General features: G+C 59.9%; 16 protein-coding genes. 6 read left to right on the forward strand and 10 right to left on the reverse strand.

Going from position 1 to position 20,476, the window contains the following annotated elements:
* Position 1: 1 nt before the first annotated feature.
* Positions 2-1,867, reverse strand: a complete 1,866-nt coding sequence (locus DWV32_RS04030; protein WP_117757285.1) for an ABC transporter substrate-binding protein — start codon at positions 1,865-1,867, stop codon at positions 2-4.
* 411 nt (positions 1,868-2,278) lie between these two features.
* Between DWV32_RS04030 and DWV32_RS04035 the strand changes: the two genes are divergently transcribed.
* Entirely contained in the window at positions 2,279-3,091 is an 813-nt protein-coding gene (locus DWV32_RS04035) for a putative RNA methyltransferase (protein WP_117757286.1), read from the forward strand.
* A gap of 130 nt (positions 3,092-3,221) precedes the next feature.
* Here the strand turns inward: DWV32_RS04035 and DWV32_RS04040 are convergent, their stop codons facing one another.
* The gene (locus DWV32_RS04040; protein ID WP_117757287.1) at positions 3,222-3,623 is read right to left on the reverse strand and encodes a hypothetical protein; all 402 of its coding nucleotides are present in this window, start codon (positions 3,621-3,623) and stop codon (positions 3,222-3,224) included.
* A 435-nt stretch (positions 3,624-4,058) separates the two neighbouring features.
* Here DWV32_RS04040 and DWV32_RS04045 point away from each other — a divergent pair, with 435 nt between their 5' ends.
* Positions 4,059-4,763 (forward strand): class I SAM-dependent methyltransferase, encoded by a 705-nt coding sequence (locus tag DWV32_RS04045; RefSeq protein WP_117757288.1) that lies wholly within the window; start codon positions 4,059-4,061, stop codon positions 4,761-4,763.
* A gap of 35 nt (positions 4,764-4,798) precedes the next feature.
* Here the strand turns inward: DWV32_RS04045 and DWV32_RS04050 are convergent, their stop codons facing one another.
* On the reverse strand, positions 4,799-5,095 hold the full coding sequence (locus DWV32_RS04050) for a hypothetical protein (RefSeq protein ID WP_117757289.1): 297 nt from the start codon (positions 5,093-5,095) through the stop codon (positions 4,799-4,801).
* Between the two features lie 76 nt (positions 5,096-5,171).
* On the opposite strand from DWV32_RS04050, the gene DWV32_RS04055 reads away from it, so the two are divergent.
* The 4 genes from DWV32_RS04055 to DWV32_RS04070 all read left to right on the forward strand — a co-directional run bounded on the left by DWV32_RS04055 (position 5,172) and on the right by DWV32_RS04070 (position 11,726).
* A complete protein-coding gene (locus tag DWV32_RS04055) occupies positions 5,172-5,660 on the forward strand; it encodes an N-acetyltransferase (RefSeq protein WP_117757290.1) in 489 nt (162 codons plus the stop codon).
* Positions 5,661-5,965: 305 nt separating this feature from the next.
* Positions 5,966-7,969, forward strand: a complete 2,004-nt coding sequence (locus tag DWV32_RS04060; RefSeq protein WP_117757291.1) for a translation factor GTPase family protein — start codon at positions 5,966-5,968, stop codon at positions 7,967-7,969.
* A gap of 93 nt (positions 7,970-8,062) precedes the next feature.
* Entirely contained in the window at positions 8,063-9,181 is a 1,119-nt protein-coding gene (locus tag DWV32_RS04065; protein WP_117757292.1) for an AAA family ATPase, read from the forward strand.
* 52 nt (positions 9,182-9,233) lie between these two features.
* Positions 9,234-11,726, forward strand: a complete 2,493-nt coding sequence (locus DWV32_RS04070) for an excinuclease ABC subunit UvrA (RefSeq protein WP_117757293.1) — start codon at positions 9,234-9,236, stop codon at positions 11,724-11,726.
* Between the two features lie 42 nt (positions 11,727-11,768).
* Here DWV32_RS04070 and DWV32_RS04075 read toward each other — a convergent pair whose 3' ends face one another.
* From DWV32_RS04075 to DWV32_RS04105, 7 genes are all read right to left on the reverse strand, one after another.
* A complete protein-coding gene (locus tag DWV32_RS04075) occupies positions 11,769-12,869 on the reverse strand; it encodes an AAA family ATPase (protein WP_117757294.1) in 1,101 nt (366 codons plus the stop codon).
* Positions 12,870-12,980: 111 nt separating this feature from the next.
* Complete coding sequence (locus tag DWV32_RS04080) at positions 12,981-13,580, reverse strand: tRNA (cytidine(34)-2'-O)-methyltransferase (RefSeq protein ID WP_117757295.1); 600 nt, start codon at positions 13,578-13,580, stop codon at positions 12,981-12,983.
* Between the two features lie 95 nt (positions 13,581-13,675).
* Positions 13,676-14,806: a GTP-binding protein gene (locus DWV32_RS04085; RefSeq protein WP_117757296.1), complete on the reverse strand. Its 1,131-nt coding sequence runs from the start codon at positions 14,804-14,806 to the stop codon at positions 13,676-13,678.
* Positions 14,807-14,892: 86 nt separating this feature from the next.
* Complete coding sequence (locus DWV32_RS04090) at positions 14,893-15,234, reverse strand: arsenate reductase family protein (protein WP_022093957.1); 342 nt, start codon at positions 15,232-15,234, stop codon at positions 14,893-14,895.
* A 17-nt stretch (positions 15,235-15,251) separates the two neighbouring features.
* Entirely contained in the window at positions 15,252-15,875 is a 624-nt protein-coding gene (locus DWV32_RS04095; protein ID WP_117757297.1) for a flavodoxin family protein, read from the reverse strand.
* A gap of 111 nt (positions 15,876-15,986) precedes the next feature.
* On the reverse strand, positions 15,987-17,519 hold the full coding sequence (locus DWV32_RS04100; RefSeq protein WP_117757298.1) for a diguanylate cyclase domain-containing protein: 1,533 nt from the start codon (positions 17,517-17,519) through the stop codon (positions 15,987-15,989).
* Positions 17,520-17,645: 126 nt separating this feature from the next.
* Positions 17,646-20,363, reverse strand: coding sequence for an EAL domain-containing protein (locus DWV32_RS04105; protein ID WP_117757299.1), 2,718 nt, complete (start codon positions 20,361-20,363; stop codon positions 17,646-17,648).
* Positions 20,364-20,476: the final 113 nt, after the last annotated feature.

A 20,476-nucleotide genomic window follows, 5' to 3' on the forward strand; every position in this document is an offset into this window, starting at 1 on the left:
CTTACTCCAACGTAACGTAGCTTTCCGGCGCGGCAAGCACCACGCCGCCGTCGGAAAGTGCCTTGCTCCAGAGGTCTTTGACCGTATTCTCTCCGCGTTCAAACGCGTAGGTTTTGTCCTGTAGCAACGGTGTCATCTGCTTTTCCGTTGCCAGGCAGGTCACGGTAACGGTGTCATCGTCTCGCAGGGCCTTTCCGTTGCGGGTAACGCCGGTGAGCTTGTAGCTGCCGTCGTTCTCTTTTACCTGCACGGCAATGCCACTGACCACCGGCAGGGAGCCACGGTTGAACGGGGTAAAGCCGCCCTCGCACCCTTCCACAAAGACGCGCAGGGTGTCCTTGAGCTCGGCGCCCGTCATGGTTCGTTGGTACGACAAAAGTCCGTTAGGCATGATCATGGCGCGTGCCGTTGTTTGGGTATAGTCGGCCTGCAGCACACTGCCGGTAAAGCTGCTGGAGGCTGCCACCAGCACGTCGGTGTCGTAAAGGCCGCGCAGCGTGTTTGCCATAACTGAGAAGGACGCATTGCCGCCGTTTTTGTGGAACACGTTGGAATAGGCCTTTTTGCTGCTCAACACAGTATCGCCCGTGTCGGGCGTTTCCTCTGACAAAAGAGCGGCATTGAACGCGCTGTAGGCTTGCGCGGCGTCATACTCGCCCGCAATCATTTTGGAAACCACATCCTGCGAGATGGCAAAGAAATCGTTGGAGGCGATGCGGATATACATATGGTTTTCTTCTACCACCGGGCGCACGTCCTCCATGGTGTCGGACAGGCGGTAGTCGACGTTTTGGCTGTAGCTGAGCAGGTCCTGTCCTTCTGCGAGAATCTGCTCCTGCGCGTCCTGCGACAGCATAACGTTCAAAACCTGCATCGCCTTTGCGCGCCGCGCGTCGTTCTGCTCTAAATCACGGTTCAGCGCCACCTGGAAGTAGGGCGTGGTCACCAGCCACTTTTCACCGTTTTGGCCAAAGATTGGCAAAAAGGTTGCGTCAATGCCCTGGTCTTGGAACATCTTTACGCCGGCAGAGCTGCCGAAGTACATGGCAAGTTGTCCGTTGCCGAACATCTCGGTCACGTCATCGTAATTGAGCTCTAGATCGGCCGCGGAAAGACCCGTGTCCTGAATGAACTGCTCCATGCGCTCGAAGTTGCCCGGCCACACGGTGTCGTCCAGCCCGACGCGGGCGTCGTTGGCGGGGTCGCTGTAGGCGGTGCGCCATTTGCGTCCATCTATGGTCGTAAGCTCGGAGGTAGAAAGCCCCTGCAGCGTTTCCATGCAGATGTAGTCGTACTGATAATCGGCGGTATAGCCGCGGATACCCACTTCCTCAAAGGCTTTACAGGCTGCTACAAAGCTGGCGTAATCGGTGGGCAGCGGAATGCCGTACTGCTCAAAAAGATCGCGGTTGACCAAAAGGCCGTGGGAATCGGCGCATACGGGCAGCCAGTTTACGCTGCCGTCCTCATTTTTGAAGTTGTTGAGGTAGGTGTTGTAGATGGCACCTGCCTCGTTGGTGGTGGAAAGGTCCATCAGGCTGTCCTTTAAGGGAGCAGCATCGTGCAGGGAGAAACGGCAGCAGGTAATAATGTCCGGCAAGCCGCCGTTTTGCTGCAAGAACTTATAAAAGTCCAAATCGTTGTTGCCGACGATAAACTCGATGTTCACGTCCGGCAGCTGCGCCTGCACATAGGGGGCGTACTTCTCGTACAGGTTGGCGGTCCACAGGTATACCTGAATGGTCTCTTTATCCTCCTGCGCCTGCTGCGATTCAGTGCCTTTTTCGACGAAGCCGCTCAGCAGGGATACGCCCAGCACCATGGCAGCAAGCAGTGCAAAAGCGATGCACAGTTGTTTCTTCTTCATGCGACCCTTTTCCTCCCGAACCGAAGGCGGCCTGCCCGTATACAGAACTGCTCATACATGCTTTGCAAGTCCATTCCGGGTAGTGCGTCGATTGTTGGCGTAAGCCGTCCTGGTGCGGAACAGCCGAAGGCTGCCCGAGCGGGCGGCATCTTGGTCCGGATCGATTAGATCGCGCCCTAGAATGTTTGCATGATACCACCGCTACGCTGCCATTCTGAGCACGTCGCAGCACTCATTGCGGCACTTAGGGACGTTCCTTTTCTGCCGGCAGTTGGGGACACTCCTTCCAAGGTGCGGGTAGTCATTGGGGACGTTCTTAAATGACTAGTCGAACAAGAACGTCCCCAATGACTAGGTGGGGGAGGCGTGCGACAATGGTGGGCGTTGTGTTGTTCGCGCTAAGGAGTTGCCATGTTGTTGTGTCCTGTTTGCCATGAGCCTTTGGTGGACGACGAGCGCGGTGCTGTGTGCGCGGGCGGACACCGGTTTGACCGTGCGCGCGAGGGCTATCTGTATCTGCTGCGCTCGTCCAAGAGCGGCGACTCCATGGGCGATCCCAAGTCGCAGGCGCGCAGTCGTCGCGACTTTTTGAACCGCGGTTACTATGCGCCGTTGCGCGATGCGATGGTCGAGCTGGTGCGCGAGCAGGCGCCTGGGTGTGCGGCATCTACCGGCACCCCCATGACCTTGCTCGATATTTGCTGTGGCGAGGGCTACTACACCAGCGCCATGGGTGCGGTGCCGGGCGTGGATGCTTATGGGTTCGACCTGGGCAAAGAGATGGTGCGTCTGGCCGCCAAGCGCGGCGATGCGACCTACTTCGTGGCCAACATGAAGGACATCCCCGTGGCCGATGGCACCTTCGATATGGTGACCGAGCTCTTTGCCCCCTTTAACGAGCGCGAGTTTGCCCGCGTGCTGGCGCCCGAGGGCTCGCTCTACACCGTGGTGCCGGGCGCCCGTCACCTCTTTGGGCTCAAGGAGGTGCTCTACGACACGCCGTACCTTAACGACGAGAAGCTGCCGAAGACAACCGAGCTCGAGTTGGTGGGAACGCAGCGGGTGTCTGCGAACATTACGCTCCAGACGCAGGCCGACATCGAGGCGGTGTTCCAGATGACGCCGTACTACTACCGCACGCGCCCCGCCGACAAAGAGCGCCTGGCAAACCTCGATACCCTTCAGACCGACATCGACTTCATCATCGCCGAATACCGCCACTAACCTACCAAAAAGGGACAGGTTTATTTTTGGCAGGTTTTATCTGGGCAAACGTAAAGGGCCGACCGCGTTGCTGCGCGATCGGCCCTTTTTAGTTGCTTGGCTGTAGGGAATTGTGGGGGGGGGCAGGTGACTACAGGCGGTCCTTGTTCTCGGCCTTAACGGCGTGCGCCTGCTGAACAAAGAACAGGTCGTAGACCACGATGACAAAGGCGCCATAGTTGATGGCGTCGCCGCCAAACGCGGGAAGCGTGAGCACGGCTTGCGCAATCGTGGCGAGTGCGGCAACGATGCCGAGCTTAAGCGCGCCATCCACCTGCGAGGGCTTGTTGGCGCCCTTGATGCCCGCAACACCTGCGGCGAGATCGATGAGGCCCTTGGCGACAAGCACGACCGTGGCGAGCATGGCGTTCGGCCCGTAGGTGGACTCGAACTTGCCGGTCGCGATGCCGGCGATTCCAATGACGAGACTGGCGATGCCCAGAACAAAATAAATCAGGGCAAGGATTTTGAGTGTCTTGCGAGCGGCGCTCATAACTGGTCCTTTCGATGCGGGCGCGGTGAATCTGTCGCGCCCAGGTTGCGGCATATATGGTGAAGCACATTGTAGTTCAACGCGGCGATGCATGCGCCTGAAAGCGACTCTTGCCTGTGCGGTCCAACCTTTCAAAAAGGAAAGCTGGACGTAAGTCAAATCGATGGCAGCGTATGCGCGGCGCTGCGATGATGAGGCCATGGTAAGAGCTGGACCGAAGGAGGAGCCGTGATGTACGGAGCCAAGCAAGTGCGTGAGCCGCGTTCGTTAGGAAGGCGTATGGGCGATTCCGTGATCGCTGCCGTGTGCACGGGATTGATGGCGGTGCTTTGCATTGGGATGCTGTGGACCATGTCGCGTGTGGGACAATAGCGGACGGTTGGGTGCCAACTGAGGTGGCGCTCACGTATTCGTTTTGCTTGCTAAGGAGTGTCCATGGGCGTCGTCGATCCCTTTTCTGTTGCTCGGGCTGCTGGGCTCGAGCTCGTGCGGACGTCCGAGGGCCTCACGCTCACCGATGGCACGATGGGGCTGCGTGCCGATTTTGGCCGCATGCTTCCGCGGCTCAAGCAGGGTCGTCTGCAGCAAGAGCTGCTGGTGAAGGCTGCGCGCACAAAGGGCGTCGAGCGCCCATGGGCGATTGACGCCACGGCAGGCTTTGGCGAGGATTCGCTGCTGCTGGCTGCCGCGGGTTTTGCGGTCGATTTGTATGAGCAGGATTGCGTGATCGCGGCGCTCCTCAAGGATGCTTTGGATCGCGCGGCAGATGATCCGGCGCTTGCGACAGCCGTGGCGCGCATGCGCTTACATGCGGGCGAGGACAGCATTGCCGGCCTTCGCCATACAGCTGAGCTGATCGGGCAGGGCGAGCTCACCGCTCCCGACGTGGTGTATCTGGACCCCATGTTTCCCGAGCGCACCAAGAGCGCGGCGGTGAAAAAGAAGTTCCAACTCTTGCACCATCTGGAACAGCCGTGTGCCGATGAGGAGACGCTGGTCGAAGCTGCGCTTGCGGTGCGGCCGCGCAAGGTCGTTATCAAACGGCCGGTGAAGGGGCCGCTGCTTGCCGGCGTCAAGCCGAGCTATCAACTTGCGGGCAAGGCCGTTCGTTACGATGTTTTGGTGCCGCCTCGCCCGTAGCTTGCGCTTCGCCAGCCATCGTGCCGATGCGAGGTCTATTTCCAAGGGTGTGACGTCAGATGCCATCCGCCGCAGTATTCGCATTTGTAGCAGGCTAAACCGCGTCGTCCGCGGTTTTCGCAGTCGGCCATAACGGCCTCGGCCTCGGCGCGTGTGTCGTACCGGTTTTTGCGCTCGCACGACTTATAGCGCCAAGCCTCATCGCGCTCGGCGTCCAGGGCGTCGCGGCGCTCGTCCTCGCGCGCAAACAGGTCGCTCATATTGCCGCCGGTGGCAGCGCCCAAAAACTCGCTTTTGGCCTTTGACCAGGCGGCTCGCTTCTTGCTCCCCATCTGCTTCGCACCCTCTCCAAACGTTGGTATCATTGCTCAATCAAAGTGATACCAATAAACGTGAGGTCGCCGCGTGATGATCAGAAAAACCCTCGATACCGACATTCCCGCCGTCATGGCTACCTATGACGCGGCTCGTGCCTTTATGCGCGCGCATGGCAACGCCACGCAGTGGCCCGAGGGCACGCCTTCGGTCGAGCAGGTGGCTGCCGATATCGCCGCCGGTGGCAGCTATGTGTGCGAAGTCGACGGTCGCGTGGTGGCGACGTTTGCCTTTTTACCGGGTCCGGACGAGTGCTATGACGTCATCGAGGATGGCGCCTGGCGCAGCGACGCTCCATACCATGTGCTGCATCGCGTGGCGTCGGACGGCACCACGCATGGCGTCGCTGCTGCGATGTTTGCCTTTGCCAAGGAACGCACCGACCATCTGCGTATCGACACGCACCAAGACAATCTGCCCATGCAGGGCGCCATCACCAAGGCCGGGTTTAAGCGCGCCGGTATCGTATATGTGTCGGACGGTACGCCGCGTGTCGCGTTTGATTGGCTGCGCGAGGTGTAGGAGCCAAGGCACGTATCATCACCCAGCTCAAATAAAAAATGGCCTCGAGTGGGGCCATTTTTGGTAAAACGCGTCGTTGTGGGGCTCGCGTTGTCACCGCCCAGATGAGTCCGGGCGGACAAAAAGGGGAGGTGCCGGCTTTCGCAAGGCGCGAACCTACGAAAATCGCCGCGCGGCAACGCAGGGCGATGAGCTCGGTCGGGGGATAGGGCCCGCTTCGCCCGCCGGCCCGTAAATTGTATCATCCAGTGTGGAACGAGGATGCCCGTTGCCGCGTGCGATGGGCTTGTAATAAGAGGAGAGCCATGTCGAAGCAAGCGGTCGTTGGAATCTTGGCACATGTCGATGCCGGCAAGACCACGCTGGCCGAGGCTATGCTGTTCAACGCGGGCCGCATTCGCAAACGCGGCCGTGTGGACGATGGCGATTCTCACCTGGACACTAACACGATCGAGCGCGAGCGTGGCATCACGATTTTCTCGTCGCAGGCCGTGCTCGACCACGACGATACCCACGTCATGCTCGTGGATGCACCCGGCCACGTCGATTTTTCGGCCGAGGCGGAGCGCACACTGCGCGCGCTCGACTACGCGATTTTGGTTGTGGGCGCCAACGATGGCGTGCAGGGGCACACCGAAACCCTGTGGCGCCTGCTTGCGCGCTATGACATTCCGACGTTCATCTATATCAACAAAATCGATTTGGAGAATCCCGGCCGCGATGTTTTGCTGGCACAACTCGGGCAGCGTCTTTCCGAGGGCTGCCTGAATGCCAACGAACTGCTGGCGGGCGGTGCCGTTCAGGAGGATGCTGCTGCGTTGGACGAGGCGGCGCTCGAGGAGTTTCTTGAAGCGGGTGAGCTTTCCGTCGCAACGCTGTCGCGCATGGTTGCCGAGCGCAAGCTCTTTCCCTGCTTTGCCGGCTCGGCGCTCAAGGACCAAGGCGTGGACGAGTTGCTGGACGGCATATGCGCGCTGATGCGTGAACAGGCGTGGCTCCCGGAGTTCGCCGCGCGCGTCTATCGCGTCAGCCGCGGCGATCGCGGCGAGCGCTTGGCTTGGGTAAAAGTGACCGGCGGCACGCTGCATGCAAAGCAGATGATCGAGGGGCGCTCCGGTGCCGAGGCATGGGAGCAAAAGGTCGATCAGGTGCGCATCTATAACGGAGAGAAGTACGAGCTTGCCCAGGAAGTTGCCGCTGGCGGTATTTGTGCCGTGACGGGTCTTGCGCACGTTCGCCCGGGGGATGCCTTGGGTGCGGAGCCCGGGTGCGATGCGCCCGTCATTGCGCCGGTCCTTACCTATACGGTGCTCCCGGGCGAACATGATGCCCATGCGGTGTTTAAAGCGCTGACTGAGCTGGCGGACGAAGACCCCATGCTCGGCGTAAGCTGGAATACGCATCTTGAGCAGATTCACTTGCAGTTGATGGGCGCCGTGCAGCTCGAGGTCTTGCAGCGGGTATTGGCCGATCGCTTTGGCCTTACGATTGAGTTTGAGTCCGGCGGCATTCTCTATAAGGAGACGATCTCGCAGCCGGTCGAGGGTGTGGGCCACTTTGAGCCACTGCGCCATTACGCCGAGGTGCACCTGCGCCTGGAGCCGCTGCCAGCGGGCTCGGGCGTGCAATTTGGTACCGTTGCCTCGACCGACGAGCTCGATCTTAACTGGCAGCGCCTGGCGCTCACCAACGCCATGGAGCGCGATCACCTGGGTGTGCTGACCGGCTCGCCCATTACCGATGTGCGCATTACGCTCACGGGCGGCCGCGCTCATGCCAAACACACCGAGGGCGGTGACTTTCGGCAGGCAACGTACCGCGCGATTCGCCAGGGTTTGATGCAGGCGCGTGAGGCCGGCGCGGCGGTGCTGTTGGAGCCGTGCTACCACTTTGAGCTCGAGGTGCCGGGAGATTGCGTGGGCAGGGCGCTTTCGGATGTCACGCGCATGGGCGCCGAGTACGAGCCGCCGGCGATGGCGGGCGACCGGGCGAAGCTTGTGGGTCGCGTGCCAGCATCCGAGATACAGGATTATGCGCTGGAGGTGGCTGCCTACACGAGCGGCCGCGGACATCTGTACCTGGAGTTCGCCGGTTATGCGGCATGCCATGATGCCGAGCGCGTCATCGAGGCGGCCGCCTACGAGCCCGAGGCCGATCTGCCCAACACGCCCGATTCGGTCTTTTGCGCCCACGGCGCCGGCTATACGGTCAAATGGTACGACGTGCCCGCCGCGGCACACGTAAAGATCGATCCCGCCACCTTCCGCCCCTATCGCCCCGCCGACGCGGAATTTTTCGGCCACATGTGACAAAGGGACAGCTCCTTTGTCACATTCAGTTGGTATAACTCGGTATAAGTTGGTATAACTATTGCTAGCCTTTGCCAATCCGAGGAGGCCGACATGAATCCAAATCCCTTTAAGCCAACGGCTGGTAAGCGGCCTCCGATACTCATCGGTCGCGAGTCGGTCATCGAAGATTTTGAGGAGGGGCTCGATAACGGTGCCGGAGCGCCGGGCAGACTCATGCTCATTACAGGAAACCGCGGCTGTGGCAAAACAGTTCTCCTGCGGGAGCTGCAACGTCTGGCCAGTGAGCGCGGATGGGCGGTTGTCTCCGATTCCGCTTCGCTTGGTTTATGCGACCGCTTGGCCGACGCACTCCGCTCGAATAAGCCCGTTGTGACGTCAATGGAGTTTGGCCCATCGTTTGGACGGATGTCGGTTGAGGCGGCGCGGGCAAAAGGCGAGACGTTGCGAGGGCTGGTCAACGAACGTCTCAAGAAGCTCGGTCCAGGCAAGGGCATACTGTTTGCGATTGACGAGGCTCAATCTGCGTCTATCGAGGAGCTGTCGGCTCTTGCCGTTCTCTATCAGCAGGTGCTGGGAGATCAGGATGCTACGGGCTTGCCCGATGGCGACCAGCGTGGTCTTGCGCTGGTCTTTGCCGGCTTGCCCAGCATGGTTGACGATCTGCTCGAAGAGCCGAGCGTGACGTTTTTGCGGCGCGCCCAGCAGCGTACGTTGGGGGCGATTTCTTTGCCCCAGGTGCGCGATTCATATATCCAGACGGTCGAATGTGCTGGTCTTTGCATTGATGCGGGGACGGCGGACCTTGCGGCGCACAAGAGCATGGGACATCCCTATATGGTTCAGCTGGTGGGATATTACATGTGGCGGTCTGCTGTCCGGCGTGGCTCGCAGGTCATTGAAGGGTGCGATGTCGAGGTTGGTCATGCGGATGCCGTCTCTGAGTTCTACGAAGCGGTTGACGCGCCTCTGTATTACGGGCTGCGCACCCCACAGCGCCTCTTTATCGAGGCTATGGCGGTTGACGAGGGCAAGCTGACGCGCATGGCGGATATCATTGAGCGCTGCGACCGCACCCAGAGCTGGGCGAGTAAATATCGCGCAAGCTTAATTCGCGAGCGCGTCATCGAGGCCGCCGGATACGGTCTCGTCCGGTTTAGCGTGCCTATGCTGGGCAAGTACATTCGCGATCGTGTTTTATGGCACGAGTAACGTGACAAAGGGACAGTCCCTTTGCCACGTTCGGCTAACAGGAAGGGGAGCGATGGCGGTGTCGCAACAACCAAGTGCTATCGAGGTGCGCGGTGCGCGCGTACACAACCTTAAGGACATCAATATCGATATTCCGCTGGGAAAGCTCGTGGGTATTGCCGGCGTGTCGGGGTCGGGCAAGAGCTCGCTGGCGCTGGGAGTTCTGTATGCCGAGGGCTCGCGCCGTTACCTGGAGGCGCTCAGCACCTATACCCGCCGACGGCTCACCCAGGCCGAGCACGCTCAGGTGGATGAAGTGCTGCACGTGCCGGCGGCGCTCGCGTTGCATCAGCGCCCTAGTGTGCCAGGCGTACGCTCGACCTTTGGCACCATGACCGAGCTCAACAACAGTCTGCGTTTGCTCTTTAGCCGCTGTGCCCATCACGTGTGCCCACATTGCGGGGCGCGTGTGGAGCCGAGCCTTAACGTGGCCGCAGGCCTGTCGCTCACGTGTTCGACATGCGGCCGCGAGTTCTACGCGCCGAGTGCCGAGGATTTGGCTTTCAATAGCGGCGGTGCATGCCCCACCTGTGGCGGTACCGGTGTCATGCGCGAGGTGGACGAAGCGAGCCTGGTGCCCGACGAGTCCAAGACCATCAACGAAGGCGCGGTGCTTCCCTGGGGCACGCTCATGTGGGACTTGATGAAGCAGGTAGCTGGCGAGATGGGTGTGCGTACCGATGTGCCGTTTAACCAGCTCACACCTCAAGAGCGCGACATCGTGTTCCATGGTCCGGCGGTTAAGAAGCATATTCTCTACGTTCCCAAAAACGGCGAGGGCGCCACGCCGCTCGACTTCACCTATTACAACGCCGTCTATACGGTCGAGAATGCGCTCGCCAAGGTTAAGGACGATAAGGGACTAAAGCGCGTGGCTCGCTTTTTGCGCGAGGGCCCGTGCCGTGACTGCGGCGGCACGCGTCTCTCCGAGGTTGCGCGCCAGCCCCAGGTGCGCGGTATCAATCTGGCGCAGGCCGCGGCCATGACGCTTGGCGATGCGATTGAGTGGGTGCGCGGGGTGCCCGCATCCTTGTCGGCCGAGATGCAGCCCATGGCGACGGATATCTGCGATTCGTTTTTGGGCGCGGCCCGTCGTCTGGTCGACCTGGGCCTCGATTACCTTTCACTCGATCGCGCAGGTGCCACGCTCTCCACGGGTGAGCGCCAGCGCGTGCAGCTCGCCCGCGTGGTGCGCAACCGATCGACGGGCGTGCTCTATGTGCTGGACGAGCCCTCGATCGGCTTGCATCCTGCCAATGTCGACGGCCTGGTGGGCGTAATGCGCGATCTGGTGGATGACGGCAACACCGTGGTCGTTGTCGACCACGACACGCGCGTGCTGGCAGAAGCCGACTATCTGGTCGAGATGGGCCCCGTTGCGGGAGCAGGCGGCGGCCATGTAATCGCCGCCGGTACGGTAGACGAGGTCGAACAATCGCAGGGCAGCCGCATCGCGCCGTTCTTGCGCTCGGACCCCAAGCGTCTGCGCCCGCAGGTGGCTGACGACGAAATGTTCGACCTAGGCCATATCCGCATGGCGACCGATGCCATCCATACCGTCAAACCACTCGAAGTCGATATCCCGCGCGGCCGCCTTGTCGCGGTGACGGGTGTTTCGGGTTCGGGCAAGACGACACTGGTGCTCGAGACGCTCATTCCGGCCCTCAAGGCGCAGGCAGATGGAGAACATCTGCCAAGACACGTGCGTTGGGTCGATGCCGAGGGCATCGCGCGCGCCAACCTGATTGACGCCACGCCCATCGGCGCCAACGTACGCTCGACGGTAGCGACCTATGCCGACATCCATGATGAGCTGCGCCGCGCCTTCGCCCGTACGCCCGAGGCCAAGGCGGCAGGGTATAAAGCGGGTGCCTTTAGCTACAACACTGGCGCTTTGCGTTGCCCCACGTGCGATGGCACGGGCTCGATATCGCTCGACGTGCAGTTTTTGCCCGATGTCGAGATCGTCTGTCCTGCATGTCGCGGCTCGCGTTATGCAGACGCGGCCTCGCATATCCATCGTGAGGGCAGGGACGGGAGCCTGCTTACGTTGCCGCAGCTCATGGACATGAGCGTGGACGAGGCCCTCGATGCCACACTGGGACTCAAGAAAGTTCAGACGCGTCTGCAGACCCTGCACGACCTGGGGCTGGGCTATCTCACACTCGGCGAGCCCACGCCGGCGCTCTCGGGCGGCGAGGCACAGCGCCTTAAGCTTGCAAGCGAGATGGGCCGTGTGCAGGACGATGCCGTATTTGTATTCGACGAACCCACGATCGGCCTGCATCCGCTCGATGTTCAGGTACTGCTGAGCGTGTTTGACGGACTCGTTGCCAAGGGCGCCACGGTCATCGTGATCGAACACGACCTCGACCTTATCCGTAACGCCGATTACGTGATCGACATGGGCCCGAGCGGCGGTGATGCGGGCGGGCAAATCGTCTGCGTCGGCACGCCAGACGACATCGCGGCCTGCCCTAAGAGCATTACCGGCCGCTACCTCTAACCGAATGCGACAAAGGGACAGTCCCTTTGTCGCATCCGATGCCTATTTCACGCATTGAGCGGCGAGATAGTCGCGGAAGAACGGTAATTCAAAAGCGACGATTCCGCGCCCGCGTTCTCCAATGATGCCGGCGTCTATCATGCGGCGTCGGTAGCGGGAGACCTGTTGCGGCGAACGCTTAAGGCGCTCGACAAGGTCAGCGGTGGTGGACTCTTTCTCGTCATCGAGCATGGCGATGAGAAATCGCTTGTCCTCTGCAGTGAGTTCCCGATAGGTCGCCGCGAGGATCCGGTCGTCCATTTCGTCGCGTGCGATTTTGATTCCCTGGTCAAAGTCGCGAGATGATATTTCCCTCGAGTTGCTCGTGAGATCCCAGGCGCGGTAACCCACAAGCTGCAAAAGGAAAGGAAAGCCCGAAATCGAGCGAACGGCCTTATCGATTCCCTCGGCATCCGCCAGACGGTCGTTTTCCTGGATCGTTCGGATCAAGGCCTCGCGTACATCGTAGTCGGCGATACGCCCCAGATGATATTGCTGGGCGCGACGAAGGAACAAGACCGTCTTGTGGTTCAGCAACGTCGAGACGTTGTTGGGAAGTCCCGCCATGAGTAGAGCGACGCGTTTCCCATCGGTCACAAAGTGCTGATACGTGGCTGCGAGCTGGATCATCTCGTCGAGCGTCGGGTCGACCTCATCAACCGTGACGAGTAGACCGGTGCCCGTTTCGTTGAGCTGGTCGATGATGTCGCTCATGCGATAACGCCAAGTCGAGGCATCGTGAACGCGATTGACCTCGATACTGCCGAGCGGCGCGATTCCGAGACCGGTGACTTCGAAGTTGTTAGACGGGTTGATGAGATGGCCTGCAGCACGTTTCGCCCCGAGCTCGATTTCCTCAAGCATTCCCGAGAGCGCGGTCGTCTTTACCGCTATCCAGCCGTGGGATTCCGCCCTTGTTGCGAGCGACGACATGAGAGCGGTTTTACCGGTTCCACGCGCGCCTGAGAAGATCGAGGTCAATTCCGGGCGTCTACGCTGGCTCAAGAAGGCACGGTCCAAATCCCGAATAATCTGTTGTCTGCCGGCGAGATGGGCAGGAACCTCACCAAAACTGGGGGTAAACGGGTTCTCGAGATATTCCACAAGGCTCTCCTTTCACATCGCCGTTTAACTCCATTTTATTCTAGTTAATTCTGATTAAAAGCGACGGCTCGTTATTTGGTGCATCAATGTGACAAAGGGACAGTCCCTTTGTCACATGCCGGGGAAGCCTGTCTGGCGGAGGGCCTCGTAGAGGACGATGGCGGCGCTGTTGGAGAGGTTGAGGGCGCTGATGCGGTAGTCGTCCGGGTCTACAAAGTTGCCGCAGATATCCTGCCGAAGGATGGCCTCGTGGCTGTCCTCGGTATGCCCTAGCGATTCCTCGTGGGCTTCCCATGTCTCGGCGTTGTCAAGCGAATCGCAATCGCGCAGCATCGGGATGCGCTCGCAGCGCTCGGACTCCGCGGCAAGCAGTGGCTCGGGGATGCCTGAGCTCTCGCTGCCAAAGACCAAGTAGTCGCCGTCGCGGTAGGTGCTTTGCGCATAGGTGCGGCGTGCCTTTTTGGTCAGCAGATGCAGGCGCTCGTCGGCGGGGGAGAGGCCGTTGCGCGCAAGGAAATCCTCCCAGCCGGCATAGGTCGTCACGTCCAAGTTTTGCCAGTAGCCCAGGCCGGCGCGACGCACTGTCTTGTCGTCGAGCGAAAACCCCAGCGGCTCCACCAGATGCAGGCGGGTACCGGTAACCACGCAAGTGCGGCCGATATTGCCCGTATTGGCCGGAATCTCGGGCGCATACAGCACAATGTTGAACATGAATCTCCTTGGCTCAGAACGAAAAACCACCACGAAGGGCACCTTCGTGGTGGTTTGGCGGTTACGTAGGCGGAAAAATACTCGCTTGGATAAACCTAGGCGCGGTGCCAGTCGGTCAGGCAGGCATCGAGGGAGGCGATGAGTGCGTCCTTGTCCATGTGACGGCCGATGATGCACAGGCTCGTCATGCGGTCGCCCGTCTCGTCGTCCCAAATCTGCATGATTTCGGGGTTCTCGTCGATGATCTTCTGCTTCTCGCCCTCGGGCGCGGAGTCAACGAACAGACCGTTCTCCATCAGGCGCATCTGGTGGCCGGCCTGCTCAAACATGTAGCACATGTCCGGATCGCCGGTCTGCCACAGCGGGCCCTTGACGCGAATGACCTCGTCGGGCCACTCCTGCTCAACAAAATCGGTGAACTTCTGCAGGTCAAACGGCTTGCGGCGCGAGTACACAAAAGTCTCGATGTCGTACTCGAGCACCTCGGGGTCGTCGTGCTCCTCGGGATGTTCCATGGCCTCGATCCAGGCGGCGGAGTTGTAGGCGCGCATAAAGTCGAAGCGGTCGGTGTCGAGCAGCTCCTCCATGGGGACCTCGCCGTTTTGAGCTTCGACGATCACGGCGTCCTTCTGCAGGCTGCGCACGATGGCTTTGAGCTCTGCGATCTGCTCAGGGGTGACGGTGTCAGTCTTATTAAGAATCAGCGTGGAGCAAAACTCGATCTGCTGGATGAGCAGGCTCTCGATGTCGTCCTCGTCGATATCCTCGGCTAGCAGATCGCGACCGCCGTTGAACTCGTCGTACATGCGGGCGCAGTCGACCACGGCCACGATGTTGTCGAGCGCGAGCTTGGGCTCGCCGCCCACCTTGGCCTCGTCGCAGAAGCTCGAGATGGTGTAGGCGATGGGGATGGGCTCGCAAATACCCGAGGCCTCGATGATGATGTAGTCGAACTTGCCCGAATCGGCGATGCCCTGCAGCTGGTTGGCCAGATCGTCCGAAAGCGTGCAGCAGATGCAGCCGTTGGTGAGCGGGATGAGGTCGTCGGTCTCGGAAAGGCCGCCGTCGGCGATAAGGCTGGCGTCGACGTTGATCTCGCCGATATCGTTGACGATCACGGCGGCGCGGATGCCGCCGTCGTTAGCGAGGATGTGGTTGAGCAGCGTGGTCTTGCCGGCACCGAGGTATCCGGTAAGCATGATGATCTTCACGGGTCTGTTGGGCATGTGCCCTCCTTTGTTAGACATGGCTTACAGTTAAATCTTATGCCAAACGCCTGCTCTTATACCCACGCGCCGGCAAATAACACAGGCTACTCCCAGGCTCCCCATACATCGGGGCAATAACCGACGGTGGCCTTTTTGCCGTTGCGCACGATGGGCTCGGCTAGAACCTGCTGGTTCTCGAGCAACTTGTCGAAGCGCTGGCTAGGGGTGAGGTGCTGGATGAGCGCGAGCGTCTCCTCGTCCTTGGCTTTGGGGTTGAGCAGCTTGTCGATGCCGCCGACCGCCTGCATCACGCTCGTGAGCTCGCCCTTGCTCATCTCCTTTTCCTTAAGGTCGATAAACTGCACCTTAATGCGGCGCTCCTTAAAATAACGCTGGGCCTTCTTGGTATCGAAGGACTTCTTAGTCCCGAAAATTTGAATATTCATATCTATGTTCCGCCGTTCTACCTGATGAAGTTGGTCCTAGCGCGATCGGCCTGGGGCGCTTCGATGCCGGCGGACTTTCCCACCTCGATGCAACGCAGCAGCCAGGCCATGTTTTTGCCGATGTTTCGCATGGTGGCAAGGCCTTCGGCGTCCTGGGCGGCCTCGCCCGGCATGGCGCCAAAGACGTTGTTCCAGTAGGTGGATGCCACCACGGGCATCTGGTTGATGGTGAAGTACTTGTTGAGCACATCGAAGGTGGTCGACGTGCCACCGCGACGGGCAACGGCGACAGCGGCGCCCGGCTTGTGCGCAAAGGCCTTGCTGCCTGCATAGAATGCGCGGTCGAGTGCCGAGAGGATGCGTCCGCTGGGGTGCGCATAGTAGACGGGCGAGCCAAAGACAAAGCCGTCTGCCTGCTCGGCAGCGGCAATCAGCTCGTTGACTACATCGTCGTCAAAGGTGCAGCGGCAATCGAGCTTGCCGCACTGGCCGCACCCGATGCAATCGCGAATAGGCTTGGCGCCCAGCTGAAACATCTCGGTATCGATACCCTCGGCGTTGAGCTGCTTGGCGACCTCGGCGAGTGCGCGGGCGGTGTTGCCGTTTGCCTTGGGGCTGCCATTGACCAAAAGAACCTTCATCACTAACTCCCTCTGCTGTCGGTGACTTCTGCGGAGGATTATCGCACGAGCGGGCAGATGGCGTGGGGCGCGATGCGAAACGGGCTGTGTTTCGCATCGCGCTCCATAACGCTAGTCCAGCTTGGTGCCCGGTACCTGTGGCGCCTCTCTAATCAGCGCATTAAGTTCGTTCAAAATGGAAACGGGCTGTCGGTCGACGGCGTCCAGATGAAGCGTCGCCACGCGAAGGGGCGGCTGATATTCAAATGAGCCGAGGAGCACGGGCGATCCCAAGAACCGTTCGATTTCGTCTGCAACCGCGTCGGTCTCTTCGGGATCAAGCTCGTCAAAGAGCGCCACGAACATCGGTCCGGTCGAGCGGAACAGACGACCCTTGCCGCGCGAGCAATCCATGAGGCAGGCGGCGCTTTCTGCCAAAACGCGGTCGCCTGCATCAAAGCCAAAGCGGGCATTGACCTGTGCGATTTCGTCGATTTTAATGGCGATCAAGCCCGCGTTTCGTGCCACGCGACGCATCTCGCCAATGGCGTTGACCAGGGCATGGATATCGCCCAGACCGGTCACGGAATCGGTCGTATCTGCCAAGCTTCGGTTGGTGACAATGCCCACATACATGTTGGGCTCGGTATCGGTGCCGTCCAGGCGGTAACCTGTGCAGTCGCAAAGCGCGTATTTTCCGGCGGTATTCATGACGCGATACTGCATGCAGTGGAAGTGCCACGTGCCGTTTACCACCATATCGAGCTCGGCACGTACGTTGTCGCGGTCTTCGGGGTGAACACGGGCAAGCCATATATCGAGCGAGTTGTAGGGATGCTGGGAGGGTAGGTCAAAATCGCGCACGGCATTAACCGACCATTGCGATTCGCCGGTGTCGAGGTTAATGATGAACGGATAGCGTGTCTCGGAGCTCATGGAGATCGCTTGGAACACTCGGTCGTTGCAGGGGGGGGGTTGTTCGGTGACCGGGCGTTGCGGCGCATCGCCTTCTTCCGGTTGTTGCACACGGTACATGAGCTTGTAGCGATACATTTTGCGGTCGGCGTCCTTTGTCATCTGGCGACGCGTATCGCCTGCAAGCGGGTCGACGCGCGAGCAGCCAAAACTAAAGCTGGCGATCATGGGCGCCTTGCCGTCCGATGTTGCCTCGATAAGATTGGCACGCGTCCGCTCCAGGCGCTGCTCGAGCTCGGCTTCGTCTGTCGTGGGGGATATAAGTACAAATTCGTCTCCACCGATACGGAACAGCAGCTCATCGTGCTCCATTGTCTCGGTGAGTGCGCGGCAGATGCTCAGAATGTAGCGATTGCCCTCGGCGTGGCCAAACTTATCGTTGCAATGCTTAAGGCGGTCGATATCGATATAGGCGCAGGTGAAGGGGGTGCCTTTGCGCCAGAGCTGATCGACATGGCGGTCGAGTCCGCCACGGTTGCCAAGATTGGTGAGCGAGTCGATATAGGCGCTGCGTTCGAGCAGCTGACGCTCTTGTTGCAGGACGGCGAGCGTTTTCTGCAGTTGCTCGCCGATGGCGCGCAGCTCCGTGGGCAGTGCAGCGACATCGAGCTCGGCGGTCGAGGCCCCGTTCGCGAGTCGCTGAAGATGGGTAATGATTGATTGCTCGCCCAGGCGATACGACTCGTTCATGATGGATAACCTCCTTGGGCACAACAGTGGTTTGTATCATATTCCCAATTCGGTTTGGATTGGGGGAATAAGTTAGCCGATGGGGACAAACGCCCCTTCGGCGGTAGTGTTTTGTGCGTAAGCGTATCAGTTGCGGCCGCCGCCATCGAGCAGCGCTTCAAAATCCTCCACCTGCATGGGGCGGTAGTAGAGGAAGCCCTGAGCGTAGCGGGCACCCATGTGGCGCAACATGTTTGCCTGCTCTTTGGTCTCGACGCCTTCGATTACAACGGGCAGATGGAGCGATTGTGCCATCTCGAGCATTGATGAAACGATTTGCGCGCTACGGCTTTGATCGCGGTCGGCGGGCACAAACGTGCGATCGAGCTTGATGACGTCGACGTTGACGTTCTTGAGCATCGCGAGCGTAGACTGGCCGGTGCCAAAATCGTCCATGTAGGTCGAGAAACCGCGAGTGTGTAGGTCGGCCGTCAGCTTATCCACGGCCTCGGACTCTCCCGTATAAGCCGTCTCGGTGATCTCGATGCGCATGAGCTCGGGCGGTAGGTTGTATTGGGCGGCAAGCGCCCCCATATGCTTGGCGACGTCGCAGGCAAGGATATCCACGCGCGACACATTGAGCGAGATCGGAACTACGCGCAGCCCTCGATCGATGCGCTCACGCAGCCACGAGGCAACGCCCTGCCAAACGTATTTGTCGAGCGTCACCACAAAACCGCTTTCTTCGAGGGCGGGGATAAAGGTAGCGGGTGAAATGAGGGAGCCATCCTTGTCAATCCAGCGCGTGAGTGCCTCGGCGCCAATGATCTCGCCGGTTTCCATGTCGACCTGGGGCTGCACGTAGTAGGTAATGCGGCCGTTTGAGAGCGCATACTGGAATTCGGTCAGCGTGCGGTGGAACGCGATTTCGTGCTCGTATTCCTCGGGGCGGAAAATGGCAATGCGCTCCTTAAAGTCGTTTTTTGCGCGCCGATTGGTAAACATGGCCTTGGCCTGCGCATCGATGGTGATTTCCTCGTTGGAGTCGATGGGGTAGACGCCCATGAACGGCCAGAAGCCCACGCCGTCATCATGCTTGACCACGGCCTGGCGAACGCGGCTATAGATCTGATGGACGGTGTCGTGTTCAAAGGGGATGAGTACGCAAAAATCGTCTTGGCCCCAGTACCCTGCGACGCCCATGGCGGCATTCTCGATGTCCTTGAGAACCGTGCCCACATCGGCGAGTACGCGGTCGCCCTCGGCCTGTCCGTGCCATTCGTTGAACAGTCGCATGTGCCCCATATCGACGGTGGCGATACACCAGGCGCCGTTGCGCCTTGTCTCGAGAAATTCGTTGGCGCGGCGCATAAACTCGCTGGGTCGATAGAGACCCGTGAGCGGATCGATGCGTTCGGCGATGGCGCTTTTGCGCTCCACCTCGGGTATGGGGAGGCTGTCGTTGGGAACAAGCCCGCCGGCCGTGCGAATGCGACGGTCGAGTTCGCCTAAAACGGCGGCCGTTTGATTGGTCAGGTGCTCGTAAAAGGCCGGAACGACAAGACAGACGGGGGTAATAGTGTCGCCCGCGATTCGAACGGGAGCGAAAACGGCCTCTTTGAGATGTTGGATCAGTTGCTCGAATGCTTCGTGATCCAAATTGTTGCTAAGCACGACGAACTGGGCGTTGCGTGAACGGAAGACGCGACTCCTGCCGCGAGTAATCGACAGCATGCGGCCTGCGTATTCGGCGAGCATGTTGTCGACGGCCTCGGCCCCGTAGAGCTCGTTGAGCTTTGCCGTGCCGCGAACGCGCACTGCTATAAGCCCCGTCTCGCAACGGTCGCGACGGCAGGCATCGATAGCGTTGATCAGCGTGCGCTGCGTTCCGAGACCCGTGGCGGCGTCGACGGTCTCGGCAAGCGAGTGGTTGACGAGCTCGCCGACATAGAGCGAGGGGACATTTCCGTCGCCGTCGATACGAAACCCGCGAGCACGGCCGAGGATGTAATCGCCGGCGGCATTGCGCACGCGGTACTGCATGACGTGACGATGTTTGGAGCCGTCATAGATTTGGTCGATGTCGTTGGTATAGGCCTCAAGGTCATCGGGATGGACACGCGTTTTCCAATAATCGTGACAGTTGTCTATATGCTCCGAAGGAAGACCAAGATCGCGCAGGGCGCCTTGTGACCAAAGGGTTCGATGTTTGTCCAAGTTCTCGATAAAGAAATAACGGCCTTCGTTGAGCATCGAAAGGGCGTCGAAAATTCGATCGCTTATTTCGAAGTCGTCGGTGTGGGCTTGTGCGATATTGCGTCGATCAAGGTGCACGGCATGACGTAGCTTGTAGTCGTACATGCGATGGTCGGCATCGTTCGTCAAGCGATTGGGGGCTTCGCCCAGGGCGGGGTCGGCGTGTGCCACTCCGTAGCTAAACGAGTGAGGCATCTCGGCATCGTTGTTTTTGAGCAGGACCGTTCGGCAGCGTTCCAGACGTTCGGCGAGGTCGTCCTCGGTTGCAATCGTAGACAGGATGGCAAACTCGTCGCCTCCCAGACGAAACGCCGCTTCGTCCACCTCCATATACAGCTTGAGATAGAGGCTTACCTGCAAAATATAGCGGTTGCCCTCGTCATGGCCAAAGACGTCGTTGCAGTGCTTGAGATTGTCGATATCGATGTACGCCATGGTAACGGGGGTGTCCTGCTCCCAGAGCTCCTCGAGGGAACGGGCAAAGCCGCCGCGGTTGCCAAGCCCGGTAAGCTGGTCGGTAAAGGCGGTCCTGACCAGATCCTCCTGACGCTTGAGAAGGTCGCGGACGGTCTTTTCGAGCGTTTCAGTGTAATTGCTGGGGGTATCCATGCTGTAGGCGGCTTTCTGGGGTCGGGGCGGATTGCGTCGGGCGAGCTCGTTGTGCACACGCGTTGTTGCTCAACGCCTCGCGTGTTTCCAAGCCCCCGCCTTGCTGCGTCGTT

Origin of the sequence: Collinsella sp. AF04-24 (genome assembly GCF_003465685.1) — a bacterium.
In the GTDB taxonomy this organism is placed as follows: Bacteria; Actinomycetota; Coriobacteriia; order Coriobacteriales; family Coriobacteriaceae; genus Collinsella; species Collinsella aerofaciens_AP.